Here is a 17,621-nt window from a genome sequence, read left to right on the forward strand (position 1 = left end):
TGGGAAAGGCCTCGCACACATATTTTGGCGGCCTTTTGCGAGGCTGTCGGGGATACCACACACAGGTCAACGCTGATGCTGCAACACTATCGCGAACACGTTGCCGAACGTGCGGCTCTGGGCATTCCGCCCCTGCCGCTTTCGGCCCAGCAAACTGCTGAACTGATCGAACTGATCAAGGCTCCGACCGCCGAAGCGTCGTCGGAAGAACTGATCGAGCTGCTAGCTCACCGTGTTCCGCCGGGCGTTGATGACGCCGCCAAGGTCAAGGCCTCCTTCCTGTCGGCTGTGGCCCACGGCGACTTCGAGGTTCCGAACCTGTCGCGCGAATACGCCACGCAACTGCTGGGCACCATGGTTGGTGGCTATAACGTCAAGCCGCTGATCGACCTGCTGTCGGACGAAGTGGTCGGCACCGTCGCGGCCGAGGGTCTGAAGAAGACCCTGCTGATGTTCGACTTCTTCCATGACGTGAACGAACTGGCCAAGGGCGGCAACGCCAACGCCAAGGCCGTGATCCAGTCGTGGGCCGACGCCGAATGGTTCACCTCGCGCGACAAGGTCGCCGAGAAGATCACCGTCACCGTCTTCAAGGTGACCGGCGAGACCAACACCGACGACCTGTCGCCGGCACCGGATGCTTGGTCGCGTCCGGACATCCCGCTGCACTATCTGGCCATGCTGAAGAACGCACGTCCGGGCATCACGCCTGAACAGGACGGCGTCCGCGGCCCGATCCAATTCATCGAAGACCTGAAGAAGAAGGGCCACCTCGTCGCCTACGTCGGTGACGTTGTCGGCACCGGCTCGTCGCGTAAGTCGGCCACCAACTCGGTGATCTGGGCCACCGGCCAGGACATCCCGTTCGTGCCGAACAAGCGCTTCGGCGGTGTGACCCTGGGCGGCAAGATCGCCCCGATCTTCTTCAACACTCAGGAAGACTCCGGCGCCCTGCCGATCGAAGTCGACGTGACCAACCTGAACATGGGCGATGTCATCGACATCTACCCGTACGAAGGCAAGATCGTGAAGGACGGAGAAACCGTCGCCACCTTCGAGCTGAAGTCGCAGGTCCTGCTGGACGAAGTCCAAGCCGGTGGCCGTATCAACCTGATCATCGGCCGTTCGCTGACCGCCCGCGCCCGTGAGGCTCTGGGTCTGGCTCCGTCGACCGAATTCCGTCTGCCGGTCGTGCCGAACGACACCGGCAAGGGCTACACCCTCGCTCAAAAGATGGTCGGTCGCGCCTGCGGCCTGCCGGAAGGCCAAGGCATCCGTCCGGGCACCTATTGCGAACCGCGCATGACCACGGTCGGCTCGCAGGACACCACTGGCCCGATGACCCGCGACGAGCTGAAAGACCTCGCCTGCCTCGGCTTCTCGGCCGACATGGTGATGCAGTCGTTCTGCCACACCGCTGCCTATCCGAAGCCGGTCGACGTCAAGACCCACCGCGAACTGCCGCACTTCATCTCGGATCGCGGCGGCGTGGCCCTGCGTCCGGGCGACGGCGTGATCCACTCGTGGCTGAACCGCCTGCTGCTGCCGGATACGGTCGGCACCGGCGGTGACTCGCACACCCGCTTCCCGATCGGCATCTCCTTCCCGGCTGGCTCGGGTCTGGTCGCCTTCGGTGCGGCCACCGGCGTGATGCCGCTGGACATGCCGGAGTCGGTTCTGGTGCGCTTCAAGGGCGAAATGCAGCCGGGTATCACCCTGCGCGACCTCGTCCACGCCATCCCGTACTACGCCATCAAGCAAGGTCTGCTGACCGTCGCCAAGGCTGGCAAGATCAACGCCTTCTCGGGCCGCATCCTCGAAATCGAGGGCCTGCCGAACCTGAAGGTCGAGCAAGCCTTCGAACTGACCGACGCCTCGGCTGAGCGTTCGGCTGCCGGTTGCACCGTCAAGCTGAACAAAGAGCCGATCATCGAGTACATGACCTCGAACATCGTGCTCATGAAGAACATGATCGCCGACGGCTATCAGGATGCCCGCACCCTGCAACGCCGTATCGACGCCATGGAAGCCTGGCTGGCCAACCCGAACCTGCTCGAAGCCGATGCCGACGCCGAATACGCGCACGTCATCGAAATCGATCTGGCCGAGATCAAGGAGCCGATCCTGTGCGCTCCGAACGATCCGGACGATGCCCGCCTGCTGTCGGAAGTGCAGAACACCCAGATCGATGAAGTCTTCATCGGTTCGTGCATGACCAACATCGGCCACTTCCGCGCCGCCTCGCTGCTGCTGAAGGGCAAGAAGGACATCCCGACCCGTCTGTGGGTCGCCCCGCCGACCAAGATGGACGCCTCGGAACTCACCAAGGAAGGTCACTATTCGACCCTCGGCGGTGCTGGCGCCCGTATGGAAATGCCGGGCTGCTCGCTGTGCATGGGTAACCAGGCTCAGGTGAAGGAAGGCGCGACCGTGGTTTCGACCTCGACCCGTAACTTCCCGAACCGTCTGGGCAAGGGCTCGAACGTCTTCCTGTCGTCGGCCGAACTGGCCGCCGTGGCCTCCAAGCTGGGCCGCCTGCCGACCGTGGAAGAGTACATGGCCGAAATGGGCGTCATCAACGAGAACGCCGCCGACGTGTACCGCTACATGAACTTCGACCAGATCGAAGAGTATGCGGACCGTGTTGCTGCTGAGTAAGCCCTAGGCTCAACGGTTAGCGTTGAAATGAAAAGCCCCCTCGGATCACTCCGAGGGGGCTTTTTAAAACTCGACTTAAGTGGTCAGGCAGCTTCTAGAGACTTTTTGAGCCGCGCTTTGTCTTTGGCTTCTTTAGCTTTTTGGGCGGCGAGTTGCGCTGACTTCACTGCTATTTCTCGTGCGAGATCTGCTGCTCCACCGTTGCCCCGATACAGCTTGGCAGCACGGGCAGTTAATTCGTCATACATGTTTGACCCCTCTGCGTATCGTTCCATGTTAGTCTTTCTCACGAAGATTATTAAGTGATAAAAGCGTTGCAAGTGTGTTGCTGAGGTGACGAATAGGTCGGACAGCTTCGTCTTCAGTGCCATCTTCTTTAGGCACAAAACGCCCAGGTTGGTCACTGGTTGCAACAACCACCCCTAGAGGTAGGCTTGAGGGGTGCGATCCAGATAGTTGGATGGGGAACGACGCAATCGATCTGTATTTTTTTGCATCTTCCCCATTTGGGGGCTGCTTATCGATTGGTGCATCGAAAAGACCCCGGACATTTGGGTCAAGTGTGTCGGAGATAACTATAGCTCGCTTACTTGCGAAAGTTTTCCCTACGTGACCTTCGCCACTTAGCCAGCTTCGATGGGGCTTATCTTCATCAGCCTTAGTTGGTCTACGACAAGCCACGCATTTAAGCTGTTGAGATGATGTGTCCCATAAATATATAGAAAAATTCCATTGCTCGTCCTTCATTCCAAAAAGGCTTTCTTTTGACGCAGATAGAAGGTCTAGCAGAGCTATGTATTCTTCTTTTAGTTCTTTGCTATCGACATCTAGTAGATGGCTATCTATAGCTTGTCTCATAATATCGATTGTCATCGTTGAGATAGATGTCTTTTCAATTTCTTTAGTTAATGCTTCGTTTTCCTGCTCAATTTCTATAAGCTTTTGTTCAAATTCTGCCAGGTCTTCCGCAGATTTTTTGGCATCTTTAAATATAGTTAGAGAAGATGTTTCTGTAATGAGTAACAATAACGCTACCAATGCGCCCGTGATAATAAATATGATTTGCGCCGTAACGGCACTTGCTTTTAAAGCTTCCCCAGCATCGCTTTCTGCTATTTTTGCTACAGCAGTTAGGACGGGAAGCAATATTAAGCTAATCTGAAGGCACTTTCGTAGCGTTTTTATTGCGCTTAGAAAGTTCGCAATATGAATATCTAGGTTCTTGCGTGCACTTACCGATTTGGCGTCGACCATACCTTCCCCTCCCCTAAAGCGGTACGTAACCTGCGTCGCAACTCCTGTCGACAAATCATCGGTATTTTAGAGCAAAGGCCCGAGGATTGCTCCTCGGGCCTTTCTGTTGTGCGGGTTTCGCATTCTTAGTGGGGCCGTGGTCAAAAGGCTCCGCCTTTTCGACCCGACACGGCCCGTCTTTGTGGGCCGCGATCGTCGGCCCCCGTGGGGGCCGACCGACCCGACGTGGCTTACTTCTCGCCAGCCAGATTACGGAGCACGTAAGGCATAACCCCACCGGCCTTGAAGTAGTCCAGCTCGGTCTGGTTATCGATGCGGCAGCGGACCGGGAAGCGGGCCATCTTGCCGTCTGCCGGACGGAACAGTTCGACCCACAGGTCTTGGCGCGGCTTCAGCTTGCCGATGTTGGCGTCGGTCAGGCCACGGATGGTGACGATCTCTTCGCCGGTCAGGTTCAGCTTCTGCCAGCCCTCTTCCTTGAACTGCAGCGGAACGACGCCCATGCCGACCAGGTTCGAGCGGTGGATACGCTCGAAGCTTTCGGCGATGACGGCGCGAACGCCCAGCAGACGGGTGCCCTTGGCCGCCCAGTCACGCGACGAGCCGGTACCGTACTCCTTGCCCGCGAACACGACCAGCGGACGGCCTTCGCCCTGATAGCGCATGGCGGCGTCATAGATCGACATCACTTCCTTGGACGGGAAGTGCTTGGTCACGCCGCCTTCGATTTCCGGCGTGATGCGGTTCTTGATGCGGATGTTGGCGAAGGTGCCGCGCATCATGACTTCGTGGTTGCCGCGACGGGCACCATAGGAGTTGAAGTCCAGCGTATCGACGCCGTGGCCGGTCAGATAGGCACCTGCAGGCGAGGCCTTCTTGATCGCGCCAGCGGGCGAGATGTGGTCGGTCGTGATGGAGTCACCGAAGATGCCGAGAATGCGGGCTTCGACGATGTCCTCGACCGGAGCCGGTTCCATCGACAGGCCTTCGAAATACGGCGGGTTCTGCACATAGGTCGAGTTGTCGTCCCATGCGTAGGTCTGACCACCGGTGACCTCGATAGCCTGCCAGTGCTCGTCGCCCTTGAAGACGTCGGCATAGCGGTTGGCGAACATCTTGGGGGTAACGGCCTTGCGCTGGATGGCAGCGATTTCCTCGGTCGTCGGCCAGATGTCCTTCAGGAAGACGTCCTTGCCGTCCTTGTCCTGACCGATCGGCTCCTTGGTGATGTCGATGCGCATCGAACCGGCGATCGAATAGGCCACCACCAGCGGCGGCGAGGCCAGATAGTTGGCCTGAACGTCGGGGTTCACGCGGCCTTCAAAGTTGCGGTTGCCCGACAGCACCGAGACAGCGACCAGAGCGTTGTCGTTGATCGTCTTCGAGATTGCCGGATCCAGCGGGCCCGAGTTGCCGATGCAGGTGGTGCAGCCATAGCCGACGAGGTTGAAGCCCATGGCGTCGAGATCGGCCTGAAGGCCCGAGGCCGTCAGATAGTCGGTCACGACCTGCGAGCCCGGTGCCAGCGAGGTCTTGACCCACGGCTTGGGCGACAGGCCCAGCGCCTTGGCCTTGCGGGCCACGAGGCCAGCGGCGATCAGCACGCTCGGGTTCGAGGTGTTGGTGCACGAGGTGATGGCGGCAATGACGACATCGCCGTCACCGACGGTGAAGTCCTTGCCCTCGACCGGAGCGCGGGCGGCATCGGCGGCGCGGGCGAAGGTGCCGGTCAGGTGGCCTTCGAACTCCGATGCGGCAGTGGTCAGCTCAACGCGGTCCTGCGGACGCTTCGGACCGGCCAGCGACGGCACGACCGTCGAGATGTCCAGTTCCAGAACGTCGGTGAAGACCGGATCTTCGGAGGTTTCGTCGATCCACAGGCCCTGGGCCTTGGCATAGGCCTCGACCAGAGCCACGCGGGCCTTTTCGCGGCCGGTGGCCAGCAGATAGTCGAGGGTGGCTTGCGAGACCGGGAAGAAGCCGCAGGTGGCACCGTATTCCGGAGCCATGTTGGCGATGGTGGCCTGATCCTCGATGGTCATGCCGGTCAGGGCGTCACCGAAGAACTCGACGAACTTGCCGACCACGCCCTTCTTGCGCAGCATCTGGGTGACGGTCAGCACCAGATCGGTCGCGGTCGCGCCTTCCGGCAGCTTGCCGGTCAGTTTGAAGCCGATGACTTCCGGGATCAGCATCGGGATCGGTTGGCCCAGCATGGCCGCCTCGGCCTCGATGCCGCCAACGCCCCAGCCCAGAACCGACAGGCCGTTGATCATGGTGGTGTGGCTGTCGGTGCCGACCACGGTGTCCGGATAGGCGACGGTCTTCTTGCCTTCGTCACCGGTCCAGACGGTCTGGGCAAGGTGTTCGAGGTTCACCTGGTGGCAGATGCCGGTGCCCGGAGGAACGACCCGGAAATTGTTGAAGGCCGACGAGCCCCAGCGCAGGAAGTTGTAGCGCTCGATGTTGCGCTCGTACTCGCGCTTGACGTTCTGGTCGAAGGCTTGCGGGCTGCCGAAGTGGTCCACCATGACCGAGTGGTCGATGACCAGATCGACGGGGTTCAGCGGATTGATCTTGGCCGGATCGGCGCCCAGCTTGGCCATGGCATCGCGCATGGCGGCAAGGTCAACCACGGCCGGAACGCCGGTGAAGTCCTGCATCAGCACGCGGGCCGGACGGAAGGCGATCTCGTGCTCGACGGTGCCCTTGTTTTCCAGCCATGCGGCGACGGCCTTGAGGTCGTCTTCGGTGACGGACACGCCGTCTTCGTTGCGGAGCAGGTTCTCCAGCAGCACCTTCATCGAGCGCGGCAGGCGCGAGATACCGGCCAGACCGGCTTCCTCTGCGGCCGGAAGGCTGTAATAGGCGTATTTCTTGCGTCCGACCGTAAGGTCCTGACGGGTCTTGAGGCTGTCAATCGACGGCATGTGAGGGTCCTCTGACAAATGCCGCCCGGAAATTCGGTTGCACCTTCGCGCGTCGGACGAAAGGGCACACAGGTCCCTTGCGCGCGCGGCGAAAGCCTGCTGCGGCGTATTGGCATATAAGCATGCCCGTGGGGCACGTCCATGTATCCACACACATGACGGGGATATTGAGAGAGGTTCGCAAGTGCTGGACGGTCTGAGGATTGCCGAACTGACCCTGTCGCGCGGGGAAAGGGTGCTGTTCCAGCGCCTTTCTCTAGAGGTATCGCGCGGTCAGGCGGTCAGTCTGACGGGCGGCAATGGTGCCGGTAAATCCACCCTGCTGAGGGCGATTGCGGGGTTTGTGCGGCCCGATGGCGGGCGCATCGACTTTCTGAACAAAGGCACCGAGGTCGAACCCGAAGACGCACGGCGATCCGCTCTGCACCTGACCGGCCATTTGGAAGGTTTGAAACCCACCCGAACGGCCTGTCAGGAAATGACATTCCAGAACCGCTTTCTGGGCGGCTCCGAAGACGGTCTTGCCAAGGCGATAGACCAGCTAAAGCTCGAGCCCCTGCTTGATCTGGAAACGCGGCGTCTGTCTGCGGGTCAAAAGCGCCGCGTGGCCATGGCTCGCCTGATTTCGGCTCCGCGTCCCCTGTGGTTGCTGGACGAGCCGCTGGCCCCGCTGGATAGCGTGTGGCGCCAGAGCATGGGTGATCTGATGCAGGCGCATCTTGATGGCGGCGGCATGATTATCGCGGCGGTTCACGACCCCCTGCCCTTCGACACCGTGTCGCTCGATCTGGGAGGTCGGGCATGAGCGGATTGTTCAGCCTGTTTCGCCGCGAACTGGCACTGGCTTGGGGCGGTGGTGGCGGCCCGCTGCTGGCCTGCGGATTTATGATCTGTTTTGCCGCCATGCTGCCCCTGGCGGTCGGCGGGGATTTGTCAGGACTGGCACCGATTGCATCGGGCGCGGCGTGGGTCGCGCTGGCGGTGGCGTCGCTGTTGTCGTTGGAGCGTCTGTTCGAGCGCGATCTGGAGGATGGATCGCTCGATATCCTCTCGCTCGGCACGGTGCCGCTTGAGGGCGTGGTCGTGGTCAAGGCTGTGGCCCAATGGCTCGCCAATGGGGTGCCGCTGGCGCTCATGGCCCCCGTCGTGGCTCTGGTGCTCGGGCAGGATGCGGGGCTGATCGCCCTGACAGGCTTGACGTCGCTGATCGGCGGGCTGGGCTTTGCCTTTACGGGGGCATTGGCAGCGGCACTGGCCTTGGGGGCCAAGCGCGGCGGGGTGCTGATCGCCGTGATCGTCCTGCCGCTGTTCATTCCGCCGGTGGTGTTCGGGGCAGGAGCCTTGGCGCGAGCGGCCAATGATCAACCTATCGGGCCTGCCCTCGCCCTACTGGCCGCCTATGTCCTGTTTGCCATGGTGATCACCCCGCTGGCCGGGGCGGCAGCAGTACGAAACGCCCAGTCGTGACCTAGCGCTGACGCAGAGTGACGTAGAAGGCGCCGTTGCCGCCGTGCCTTTGGTGGGCGATGGAATAGCCGGACACGATCAGGCGCAGATAGGGGCTGGCCATCCATTCCTCGAACGAGGAGCGGATGACGCCGCCGCCCTGACGGCCCTGTCCGGTGATCACCAGAACCGAGCGCATCCCCCGCGCCTGACAGCTCATCAAAAAGGCGCGCAGTTCGTCCTCGGCTTCAAACCGCCCAAAGCCATGCAGGTCGATGCGGGCCTCGATCGGGTCGCGCTCACGCGACAGGCGCTTTTTGCGGTTCGGCTCGATGATCTCAGGGGCGGGCCGCTCGGCCTTGGCGCGTGGCAGGGGGCGCGAGGCAACGGGCATGACGGCCATAATGCTCTCGCCTGCCGAGGCTGAGGTGACGGCAGCGGTCTTGACCGCCTTCTTGCGCGGGGCGCGGGTCTTGGCGGGCTTGGTTTCGGTGTCAGGCTCGCCCAGCATGGCCGTCATCTCGGCCAGAGCCGCCTCGACCGCGTCAGGGGCGATATAGTCCGGCTTTACGGGCGTTTTGGGCGTCACGGTTCGCGTCACCCGTTTCCACAGGCGCCGATCGTCCTCGCTGGGCTTGGGGGGGCGGCGCGCCACAGACCCTAGTCTTCGATGATTTCGAGGGGCGGTCCCGGTTCATGCACCAGAAGATCGCCCGGTTGGCAGTCAAGCTCGCGACACAGGGCATCCAGTGTCGAAAAGCGGATGGCCCGGGCCTTGCCTGTCTTCAGGATCGACAGGTTGGCGACAGTCACACCGACGCGGTCCGCAAGCTCGGTAAGAGACATGCGGCGTTCGGCAAGTTGACGGTCGAGTCGGACGCGGATGGCCATGATGGGTTCTTCTAGCGGGTAAAAGTCAGATCGTCAGTTCTGTTTCGCGGCGCAGGCGGGCGCCCTCGCGGAACAGCTCTGCCAGTGTCAGGGTGATGAAGATGGCGAATGCGGGTGTGATGAACTCACCGACGCTCGGCTCGCTGATGGCGCCGACCGCCAGATGTTTGGCGATCAGGGTCCGTGCGCACCATGCGATCAGGGTCACGATACCCAGCGCCAGACCGACGAGACGAAGGCGCACCACATTGCCTGGCCTAAAGGCGTCACCGGCCAGCATGGACAGGAACAATTGTCTGAGATTGCGTAGGATAAAGACGAAGCCGCTGAAATAGAGGCTCACAACACCGACCACAAACAGCACGAGCGTGCGCGTCAGCGGCATCTGGCGGGTATTGGCCCCGTCCTCGATGGCGATGCTGAAGTTTGTGAGCGGAAGAAAGATCGAGATCACAAAGACGATCGCAAACAGGATCGTCAGACAGATGGATGCCGCATAGGCAATGTCGATAATCGACTTGAGCAGTCGGGTGGGGGCGGCCCAGGCTGGCCCGTCGTACAGGCTTAGCGCTTTGAACCGTGGCAGCCGCTTGGCGATTGGTCCCGGACCCGTGGGCATGGCGTATTCGCTTTGATGGAATGGACGACGCTGCGCCGGATTGAACTTACGACGCAGCGTCTCTTTTCACTGTCTTTGTTGCTTCCGTCAAAGCCAGCCCTCTCACAGGGCTTGGATCAGGGTAGCCAGGGCAGCAGCCGGCATGGCAGCCAGCAGGACCGTGTTGAGGAAGATGGCGCCCAGTTTGTCCATCGTCATCGAGGCTTTCATCGCTTGCATCGTTCTATCTCCGTTTGGGGCAAATAATTTTGCCGTTTCGTGGTGTCGCTAGGTGATTGACCCGACCATCTGGTCTGATCGAGAACGTTGCGACCCGCCGTTCTTGAGAATGAACATACTGGGACCCTCGGGAATAAGCACGTTACATATCGTTTAACGATATTAAACTTTCGCAAGGTCTATTTCAGGTCTATAGGTGGCCCATGAAACTCCGTCTTATCAAAGGGATGCGGCTGGTGGCTGCGACCCACAATCCGGGCAAGGCACGCGAGATCGCGGCGCTGCTGGATGGAAATTACGAGATTGTCACCGCCGGAGCGCTTAATTTGCCCGAGCCGGACGAGACAGAGTCAACCTTTGTCGGCAATGCCATGCTGAAAGCCCGCCATGCGGCGGCGCTGAGCGGCGAGGTCTGTCTGGCGGATGATAGCGGTCTGTCCGTGGCGGGTCTTGATGGCGCGCCGGGCATCTTCTCCGCGCGCTGGGCCGGTCCGGGCAAGGATTTTGCTGTTGCCATGCAAAAGGTGCACGACCGCCTCGAAGAGGCTGGTAGTCGCGACCGCTCGGCGTGGTTCACCTCGGCACTGGCCGTGGCGTGGCCTGACGGGACCTGCGTCGTCGTGGAAGGGCGCGTGGATGGCGAGATCGTCTTCCCGCCGCGTGGCGACAAGGGGTTCGGCTATGATCCCATCTTCCAGCCGCATGGCTATGACCTGACCTTTGGCGAGATGGATCCGGAAGCCAAGGATGCCATCAGCCACCGTGCGCTGGCGTTCGAACGCCTCAAGGCCGCGCTGATTGACTGATCGGTCTGCGGTCCCGCTGGTGCCAAAGACCGACGGGCTGGTCGCTCTTTATGTGCACTGGCCCTACTGCGCCCGCATCTGTCCCTATTGTGATTTCAATGTCGTGCGCGATCGCGGGCGGCACGAGGAACAGGTGCGGCTGGTGGAGGCCATTCGCGCGGATATCAGGGCGCAGGCCGAGCTTCTGGGGCCGCGCCAGCTCGCCTCTGTCTTCTTTGGCGGGGGGACGCCGTCCCTGATGGACCCGCAGGCGGTCGCCGACATTTTGGATGATGCCCGCGCGCTGTTCCCGCCCGCAGGCGAGATCGAGGTGTCTCTGGAAGCCAATCCAACCGATGCCGAGGCGGGCCGCTATGCCGCGCTGGCCGACGCAGGCATCACGCGCCTGTCCATGGGTATCCAGTCGTTTGACGATGCGGCGCTCAAAATTCTGGGACGGGACCATTCGGCGGCCTCGGCGAGGCGGGCTGCGGCGACGGCTGCCGCCATCTTTCCGCGCCTGTCCATCGACTTGATCTATGCCCGACCCGATCAGTCGATTGCCGACTGGAAGGCCGAGCTGGGCACAGCCTTTGATCTGGGGTTCGAACACATCTCGCCCTATCAGTTGACCATAGAGCCAACGACGGCCTTCGGGCGCGCCTATGCCCGCGGTCAACTGACCCCACCCGACGAGGATCTGGCCGCCGCCCTTTACGAGACGACCCAAGAGGTTCTCGAGCAGCAGGGTTTCGCGGCCTATGAGGTATCCAACCACGCCAAGGGCGTGGCGGCGCGCTCGCAGCACAATCTGCATGTCTGGCGCGGCGGCGACTATATTGGTGCCGGTCCCGGTGCCCACGGTCGTCTCGGCTTGGGCGAGGGGCGCACCGCCACCGTCGCCCACCGCAGGATCGCCGACTACATCGCGGGCGTTCAGTCCGGCCAGCCATGGACAGAGCGCGAAACCCTGTCCCCGCTGGAGGCGGACGAAGAGCGGCTACTTCTGGGGCTCAGGACCGTCGAGGGCGTCGAACTGGAGGTTCTGCGCCGTCTCGAGCTGGACCATGGGAATGGCCCCATGGCCGAGATGATCGAGGAAGGCTTCCTTGAAACCTTTGGCGAGCGTCTGCGGGCAACGCCGATGGGGCGGCCTGTGCTGGATAGTGTTCTGAAGCGGTTGCTGACCTGAGGGTCAGGGCGACGTCAGGGTCTGTTCCAGCGTGCCGGGGATATCGGGATCGGGCGCGGTTAGCGGCGATCGCGTGTCCTGACGACGTTTCAGTGTCCACTGCTCGCCATCGACAAAGCCGTTGCCGTCCCACTTCACCACGGTGACCACCAGCGTATGGGCATCCCATTCGATGCGGTTGAAGCTGGGCGGATAGTTGTCCCGCTCGCGCAACGACAGGGTGCCGCAGCCAATGGCGTAACAGCGCCGGTCCGACATATCGATCGGCAGGGCAAACGGCACATGGACGTGTCCGGTGGTGATCAGGTCCACGCCCGCCTCGGCAAAGATACGCGCGGCACGATCACCCCTTTTGACCGCTCCTGTCATCGGCGTGTCGATCATCTCGACCAGCGGGTGATGGCAGGCCAGAATCCTCAGGGTGTCGGGCGTGGTCTGGCGCAGTGCCTCTGCGGCACGGCGGGTCTGTTCCAGATCGATCACGCCCTTGGACCAGTTCAGACGCGCCTGCCAGCCACGGGCGGTGGTCACGCCCCGCACCATCAGGCCGGGTGAGGTGAACTCGTGGTCATGGGCCGGATGTCCGGTCGAGGTCTCGAAAGCCTTCCACGGCCAGAAGACCCGCGCCATTACGTCCCAATAGGGCACGTCGTGGTTGCCCACACTGACGAAGACGGGGTGCGGCAGGGCATCCAGCCATCGTGCGGCGGCCTCGAACTCCGACCGCTTTCCGGACTGGGTAATGTCGCCTGTAATCAGGTTCAGATCGGCCTTAAAGGCATGGGCATAGTCCAGCGCCGCCGCGACGGCCGGCTTGCACTCAATACCGAAATGGATGTCCGAGAACTGGAGGATGGAGCCCATTAGTCCGCATCTTCCAGAGCTTCTGCCGACAGTGCCAGCGCGGTGAAGGCATGCTCTACAAAGCGGACCTCCCCTTCCTTGCCGACCGGAACCGTCTCGCCGTCGATAACCGCCGGAATACGCGAGCGGCCCCAGATGCGGACCTTGCGGGTGCGGTGGGTTTCCACGGCGGCATCATTGCGCCAGTCGGTAAAGACGGCATTGGCTGCCAGACGAAGCGCCTGACCCGTGTCGGACGTCTTCATAATGGCCGCTTCCAGACCTGGATCATTCTCGTCAAAGGCCTTGGAGATCAGCGGGGTAATCAGCACCAGCGCCTCGGCCTTTTCCTCGACACCCTTGCCCAGATCAAAGCGGATCCGGCCCGAGAAGGCGCGGCGGAAGGCCAGACGGGCTTGGCTGATGGCCTTGCCGATCTTGCCCGAGCGGATGGCTTCGCGGGCGGGTGCCCACAGGGCTGGAGCCCCCATGATCGCGGCACAATAGAAATGCTCGTCGCCCAGAGCGCCGCCGGCGACCTTGCGCGGCTCGCCCTCTTCCAGTGTACGGCGAAGAGCCTTTTTCCAGTCACCGGTGCCATAAAGCGCCTTGGGCAGCATGTTCATGGTGCCGCCTGGAAGGGTCGCGACCAGAATATCCTTCTGGCCGGCCAGAGTGGCCACCGAACGGGCCGTGCCGTCTCCTGCCAAAACCAGCAGGGCGTCGGGGCGTTCGGCGATGGCATCGTCGATGGTCCGGGCAAAGCCCTCGCCTTCCAGAACGCGCACATCGGCTTCGACATCATATTCGTCGAGGATGGCCCTAGCGTCATCGGCGGCCCTGTTGCCGACACCGCCCGACATCGGATTGATCAGCATGATGATCTTGTCGAGCTTGACCGCCTGGGTCACGGCCTTTGGCCCTTCGGGCGAGGTTTGTTCGGGAGCGTTGGTATCGGACATGGGCTGCGAACGTGCGGCGTGATGCGAAGTTCCTGCAAAGCCGGACGATCAGCGGCCAACCGACCGGAACCGACACGCGGGCCACCCGTTGGTGAAGCTAGCGGGGCTGCAACAATGACCGTGAGAGGAGTTCAATATGAACAAGGCAATCATCGCAATGGCAGGTGCGGGTCTTCTGATGTCCGCCTGTGCCAGCGATCCGTATTACGGCGGCGGTACCACCAATAATCAAGCTGTCCGTCAGGGTGCTGCCGGTGCCGCTATCGGTGCCGTGGCCGGTGCCATCATCGGCAATAACGTTGGCGACGGTAATGCCGGTCGCGGTGCCGCCATCGGTGCCGTTCTGGGCGGTGCAGCGGGTGCTGTGCGTGGTTCGGCCCAGGACCGCGCCAACCAGCAGCGTTATCGCGACAGCCAAGGTCGCTATTACTACTGCTACGATGGCCGCCAAGCAGAGTGCTATTGGGAAAACGGCCAGCGTCGTTACTGATCGCATCGATTTAGCAGCGGGACATCATGTTCGCTGCCGGATGGGCGGTCTCTGTCACGGGGCCGCCTTTTCCGTTTTTGGGGTTTGAAAGGGAGAGGCTGGGGCTATGCCGAAACTTCATAAAGGTACGCGTGCTGTCTTGTCCGGCGGAGCTGTTGTGGCGGTTCTGGCCGTCGCGGCCTGTGCGCCGAGCGGCAACTATGCGACGCGCGATGCGCTGGTCGCGCCGGTGAACTGTTCCAATCAGACCGTCGAGGTCTATTTCACCGAAGGCCAGTCGAGCTTGACGCCGACGGCTCTGCAGGCCCTGTCCATGACGCGCAACCTGTTGTCGGACTGCGCGATCCGTAAGGTTGCCGTGACGGGGCTGTCCGACGCCAGCGGTGGTGCGGCTGTCAACCAACAGCTTTCGGAGCAGCGCGCGCAGGCTGTGCGTGATGCCCTTGCCTCCTTTGGCTGGCCCATACCTGTGTTCGAGGTCGATGCGGTCGGCTCAGAAGGGGCACGCACCGGCAATGTGAACGAGCCGCTGCGCCGCCGGACGGTGGTGAATATCGAGGCCGAGCCGCGCCGCTAAGGCAAGATGCCTGAACACTCAAAGGGTGCGTCGTCTTTACGGTCGCATCCTCGGGGTGGATCGGCTTAGATGCCGCCGATCATGATCCAGTCCCTTCGCTTCCTTGCCATCATCCTGATTGGCCTTGTGCTGACCATGGGCCTGCAGGCGCGTGCCGCCAGCACAGGCCCCAAGGTCGACAGCCGCATCACGGCCGAGCTTGTGCCTATGAGCCAGTGGGTCGTGCCCGGCTCGACTGCCATTGTCGCGGTGCGTCAGGATATCAGCGAGGGGTGGCACACCTATTGGCGCAATCCGGGGGACTCCGGCGGTGCGACCGAGATTGTCTGGACCCTGCCCGAGGGGGTGAAGGCGGGCGATATCCTGTGGCCGGTGCCGCAGAGAAAATCCCTGATGGGGCTGATGAGCTATGTCTATAGCGGCGTCGCCTATCTTCCGGTGGCGGTGGAAATCCCGTCCGGTCTTGCCGCGGGCGATACATTCCGCGCCGTCGCCAATGTCCGGTTTCTGGTGTGCAGCGATCAGATGTGCGTGCCGGTGGATATGGAACTGGCGACCGATCTCAAGGTCGGAACGGGGGCCCCACCGCTCAATCCGCGCTTTGGTCAGGATATTCAGCAGGCCCTGCTGGATGTGCCGCAACCCTCGGAAATTCAGGCCACGGCCAGTCTGAAGGACGGCCAGCTGATCCTCTCTGCTGCGGGCGGGGCGCTGGCAACGTCCAAGCCGCAATGGGCCTATTTCTATCCGTTTGAGGGGCGTGTGCTGGACCATGCCGCCCCCCAACGCGTCGAACGTGGCGAAAAAGGTCTGCGTTTTACCGCGCCGACGGGGCGCCAGACACGAAATGGCGTCGAGGGGGCCGTCTCCGGCATCATCGCCACCGATCTAGGCAGCTGGGAGGTGACAGCCCTTCCTGCCGAACCTCTTGGGGGCACATCCGGCACCTTGATTGCCAGCGAGCCGTCAGACGCCTCGCAAGGGGCGGGCTTTATGAAGGCCGCGCTGTTTGCACTGCTCGGCGGGCTAATCCTGAACCTGATGCCTTGCGTTTTTCCTGTGCTGGCTATGAAGGCTGCGGCCCTGTCGCGCTCAGCCCATGATCCAGTGGCTCTGCGTCGGGACGGACTGGCGTTCACGGCAGGCGTCCTGCTGTCCTTCCTCTTGCTGGCCGGTAGCCTTCTGGCGCTTCGGGCGGCGGGACAGGGGATTGGATGGGGTTATCAGCTCCAGTCGCCCGCAGTGATTGCCGCCCTGTCGCTTCTGATGCTGGCGGTGGCGCTCAATCTGTCGGGCGTGTTCGATTTCGGTGGTGCCCTACAGCGACTGGGCGGGCATGGCCGCGATGGCGTGTTCGGGGCCTTTATGACCGGTGTACTGGCGGTGGTGGTCGCGGCACCGTGCACGGCACCCTTTATGGCGGTGGCTGTGGGGGCGGCTCTGGTCCTGCCGTGGCCCTTGGCGCTGACGGTGTTCTTAATGTTGGGTCTGGGGCTGGCCCTGCCCTATCTGGTGATCAGCCTGATGCCACAGGTGTCCCGCGCCATGCCGCGTCCGGGGCCGTGGATGGAGCGCCTGCGCAATATTCTGGCCCTGCCCATGTATGGCACGGCTCTGTGGCTGGGCTGGGTCTATAGCCGCCAGACCGGAAACCAGCTGCTATTCCTGATCCTTGCGGCTGGTCTTCTGGCCGTGGCCTTGGCCGCCTATGGTTTTGCGGCCCGACGCGGAAAAGGTGGTGCCGTGAAAGTGGTCGCGGTCATCGTTGCCCTTATCGCCTGCGTCAGCGCGGTCATGGCCATGCGGGTGCCTGTCGCCGCCCTGTCCACCCGCACCGAGACGGCTCTGCCGTCCCGGCCATGGTCGAAGGCTGCAGTGGACGCCGCCTTGGCCGAGGGTCGTCCGGTTCTGGTGAATTTCACGGCGGACTGGTGCGTCACCTGCAAGATCAACGAGCGCACTGCCCTGTCATCGGAGCGTGTCGCAAGCGCACTGGCCGACAGCCGTACCGTCTATCTGGTCGGTGACTGGACCCGTTCGGACGCAACCATCACTGCCGAGCTTCAGAGGCACGGCCGCTCGGGCGTTCCGCTCTATCTCATCTATACGCCCGGTCAGGCAGAGCCCAAGGTTCTGCCGCAGGTGCTGTCGGAAGGGCTGGTGGTCCGCGCGGTATCAGAGGCGGGATCAGCGAGCCGATGAAGGACTGTGCGGCGGGGCGAGAATGACTTCCACATTGTCATTCAAGAGATAGACCATCTCCTCCAGCGCCAGCTTGCGCTCGTCTCCGGCGCTGGCGGCCTTGACGGCAGCCAGTTTGACGGGGAGATCTTCGGCAATGCCGCGCAAGATACAGGTCAGGTCACCGTCCGTTCCACGCTGGCGCATATCCAGATGGGCTGCCATATTGGCTTGAGCGAGGGCGCTAATGCGCTGGCTGAAATCGATAAAGCCTGCGTCCGTCGTCAATTCGGACTGGGTGAGATAGGGGGGCGAAAGCCACTGCGAGGCAACGGACTTCAGCGACGCCGCCTCGTCCGTAATGGCCTTGAAGGCAGGTTCGGCGCTTACTGAAGACGCGGCCATTTCGGCAGCGGGCGCAGCAGACACCGCGCTAGGTTCGGACGCGAAAAGAAGCGCTGCCGCGACGGCAAGGTTGCATGTCATCCGAAATTCCGATCCAAACCCGACTCTTGGAAGGCCTGCAGGAACTGCCCCCATGGCCGAGTTTTTATATACCGACGGTAAACGAGGA

17 protein-coding genes are annotated in these 17,621 nt (G+C 62.1%); 8 read left to right on the plus strand and 9 right to left on the minus strand.

Features of this window, described 5'->3' with window-relative positions:
• Positions 1 to 75 precede the first annotated feature (75 nt).
• Complete coding sequence (acnB, locus tag Q0Y42_RS03955) at positions 76 to 2,658, plus strand: bifunctional aconitate hydratase 2/2-methylisocitrate dehydratase (protein WP_297800411.1); 2,583 nt, start codon at positions 76 to 78, stop codon at positions 2,656 to 2,658.
• A gap of 83 nt (positions 2,659 to 2,741) precedes the next feature.
• Here acnB and Q0Y42_RS03960 read toward each other — a convergent pair whose 3' ends face one another.
• The 3 genes from Q0Y42_RS03960 to acnA form a co-directional block, all read right to left on the minus strand.
• Positions 2,742 to 2,933, minus strand: a complete 192-nt coding sequence (locus Q0Y42_RS03960) for a hypothetical protein (RefSeq protein ID WP_297800413.1) — start codon at positions 2,931 to 2,933, stop codon at positions 2,742 to 2,744.
• Position 2,934: 1 nt separating this feature from the next.
• Entirely contained in the window at positions 2,935 to 3,912 is a 978-nt protein-coding gene (locus Q0Y42_RS03965) for a hypothetical protein (protein WP_297800415.1), read from the minus strand.
• A 230-nt stretch (positions 3,913 to 4,142) separates the two neighbouring features.
• Positions 4,143 to 6,842 (minus strand): aconitate hydratase AcnA, encoded by a 2,700-nt coding sequence (gene acnA / locus Q0Y42_RS03970; RefSeq protein ID WP_297800418.1) that lies wholly within the window; start codon positions 6,840 to 6,842, stop codon positions 4,143 to 4,145.
• 184 nt (positions 6,843 to 7,026) lie between these two features.
• Between acnA and ccmA the strand changes: the two genes are divergently transcribed.
• The gene (gene ccmA, locus Q0Y42_RS03975) at positions 7,027 to 7,647 is read left to right on the plus strand and encodes a heme ABC exporter ATP-binding protein CcmA (RefSeq protein ID WP_297800420.1); all 621 of its coding nucleotides are present in this window, start codon (positions 7,027 to 7,029) and stop codon (positions 7,645 to 7,647) included.
• Positions 7,644 to 8,309, plus strand: coding sequence for a heme exporter protein CcmB (gene ccmB, locus Q0Y42_RS03980; protein ID WP_297800422.1), 666 nt, complete (start codon positions 7,644 to 7,646; stop codon positions 8,307 to 8,309). The genes ccmA and ccmB overlap by 4 nt, the downstream gene beginning before the upstream one ends.
• 1 nt (position 8,310) lies before the next feature.
• Here ccmB and Q0Y42_RS03985 read toward each other — a convergent pair whose 3' ends face one another.
• From Q0Y42_RS03985 to Q0Y42_RS03995, 3 genes are all read right to left on the minus strand, one after another.
• Complete coding sequence (locus Q0Y42_RS03985; RefSeq protein WP_297800424.1) at positions 8,311 to 8,877, minus strand: Smr/MutS family protein; 567 nt, start codon at positions 8,875 to 8,877, stop codon at positions 8,311 to 8,313.
• 71 nt (positions 8,878 to 8,948) lie between these two features.
• On the minus strand, positions 8,949 to 9,179 hold the full coding sequence (locus Q0Y42_RS03990; protein ID WP_297800425.1) for a helix-turn-helix transcriptional regulator: 231 nt from the start codon (positions 9,177 to 9,179) through the stop codon (positions 8,949 to 8,951).
• Positions 9,180 to 9,204: 25 nt separating this feature from the next.
• Positions 9,205 to 9,798 carry a DUF2975 domain-containing protein gene (locus Q0Y42_RS03995; RefSeq protein WP_297800428.1) on the minus strand — a complete coding sequence of 198 codons (594 nt, stop codon included), beginning with the start codon at positions 9,796 to 9,798 and terminating at the stop codon, positions 9,205 to 9,207.
• Positions 9,799 to 10,220: 422 nt separating this feature from the next.
• Here Q0Y42_RS03995 and rdgB point away from each other — a divergent pair, with 422 nt between their 5' ends.
• Complete coding sequence (rdgB, locus tag Q0Y42_RS04000; protein WP_297800430.1) at positions 10,221 to 10,823, plus strand: RdgB/HAM1 family non-canonical purine NTP pyrophosphatase; 603 nt, start codon at positions 10,221 to 10,223, stop codon at positions 10,821 to 10,823.
• A complete protein-coding gene (hemW, locus tag Q0Y42_RS04005; protein WP_297800432.1) occupies positions 10,816 to 11,994 on the plus strand; it encodes a radical SAM family heme chaperone HemW in 1,179 nt (392 codons plus the stop codon). The genes rdgB and hemW overlap by 8 nt, the downstream gene beginning before the upstream one ends.
• Positions 11,995 to 11,997: 3 nt before the next feature.
• Here hemW and Q0Y42_RS04010 read toward each other — a convergent pair whose 3' ends face one another.
• Complete coding sequence (locus Q0Y42_RS04010; RefSeq protein WP_297800434.1) at positions 11,998 to 12,858, minus strand: metallophosphoesterase; 861 nt, start codon at positions 12,856 to 12,858, stop codon at positions 11,998 to 12,000.
• Positions 12,858 to 13,799 carry a diacylglycerol kinase family protein gene (locus Q0Y42_RS04015; protein ID WP_297800436.1) on the minus strand — a complete coding sequence of 314 codons (942 nt, stop codon included), beginning with the start codon at positions 13,797 to 13,799 and terminating at the stop codon, positions 12,858 to 12,860. Before Q0Y42_RS04015 ends, Q0Y42_RS04010 begins: the two co-directional genes overlap by 1 nt.
• 136 nt (positions 13,800 to 13,935) lie before the next feature.
• Here Q0Y42_RS04015 and Q0Y42_RS04020 point away from each other — a divergent pair, with 136 nt between their 5' ends.
• The 3 genes from Q0Y42_RS04020 to Q0Y42_RS04030 all read left to right on the plus strand — a co-directional run bounded on the left by Q0Y42_RS04020 (position 13,936) and on the right by Q0Y42_RS04030 (position 17,068).
• Complete coding sequence (locus tag Q0Y42_RS04020) at positions 13,936 to 14,289, plus strand: glycine zipper domain-containing protein (protein WP_297800438.1); 354 nt, start codon at positions 13,936 to 13,938, stop codon at positions 14,287 to 14,289.
• A gap of 139 nt (positions 14,290 to 14,428) precedes the next feature.
• The gene (locus Q0Y42_RS04025; protein WP_297800441.1) at positions 14,429 to 14,866 is read left to right on the plus strand and encodes an OmpA family protein; all 438 of its coding nucleotides are present in this window, start codon (positions 14,429 to 14,431) and stop codon (positions 14,864 to 14,866) included.
• 81 nt (positions 14,867 to 14,947) lie between these two features.
• Positions 14,948 to 17,068 carry a thioredoxin family protein gene (locus tag Q0Y42_RS04030; protein ID WP_297800443.1) on the plus strand — a complete coding sequence of 707 codons (2,121 nt, stop codon included), beginning with the start codon at positions 14,948 to 14,950 and terminating at the stop codon, positions 17,066 to 17,068.
• On the opposite strand, the gene Q0Y42_RS04035 is transcribed toward Q0Y42_RS04030, so the two are convergent.
• Positions 17,054 to 17,533: a hypothetical protein gene (locus Q0Y42_RS04035; protein WP_297800445.1), complete on the minus strand. Its 480-nt coding sequence runs from the start codon at positions 17,531 to 17,533 to the stop codon at positions 17,054 to 17,056. The two genes, Q0Y42_RS04030 and Q0Y42_RS04035, sit on opposite strands and share 15 nt — an antisense overlap.
• Positions 17,534 to 17,621: the final 88 nt, after the last annotated feature.

The sequence above is a fragment of the uncultured Brevundimonas sp. genome (assembly GCF_947305955.1).
Taxonomy (GTDB): Bacteria; Pseudomonadota; Alphaproteobacteria; order Caulobacterales; family Caulobacteraceae; genus Brevundimonas.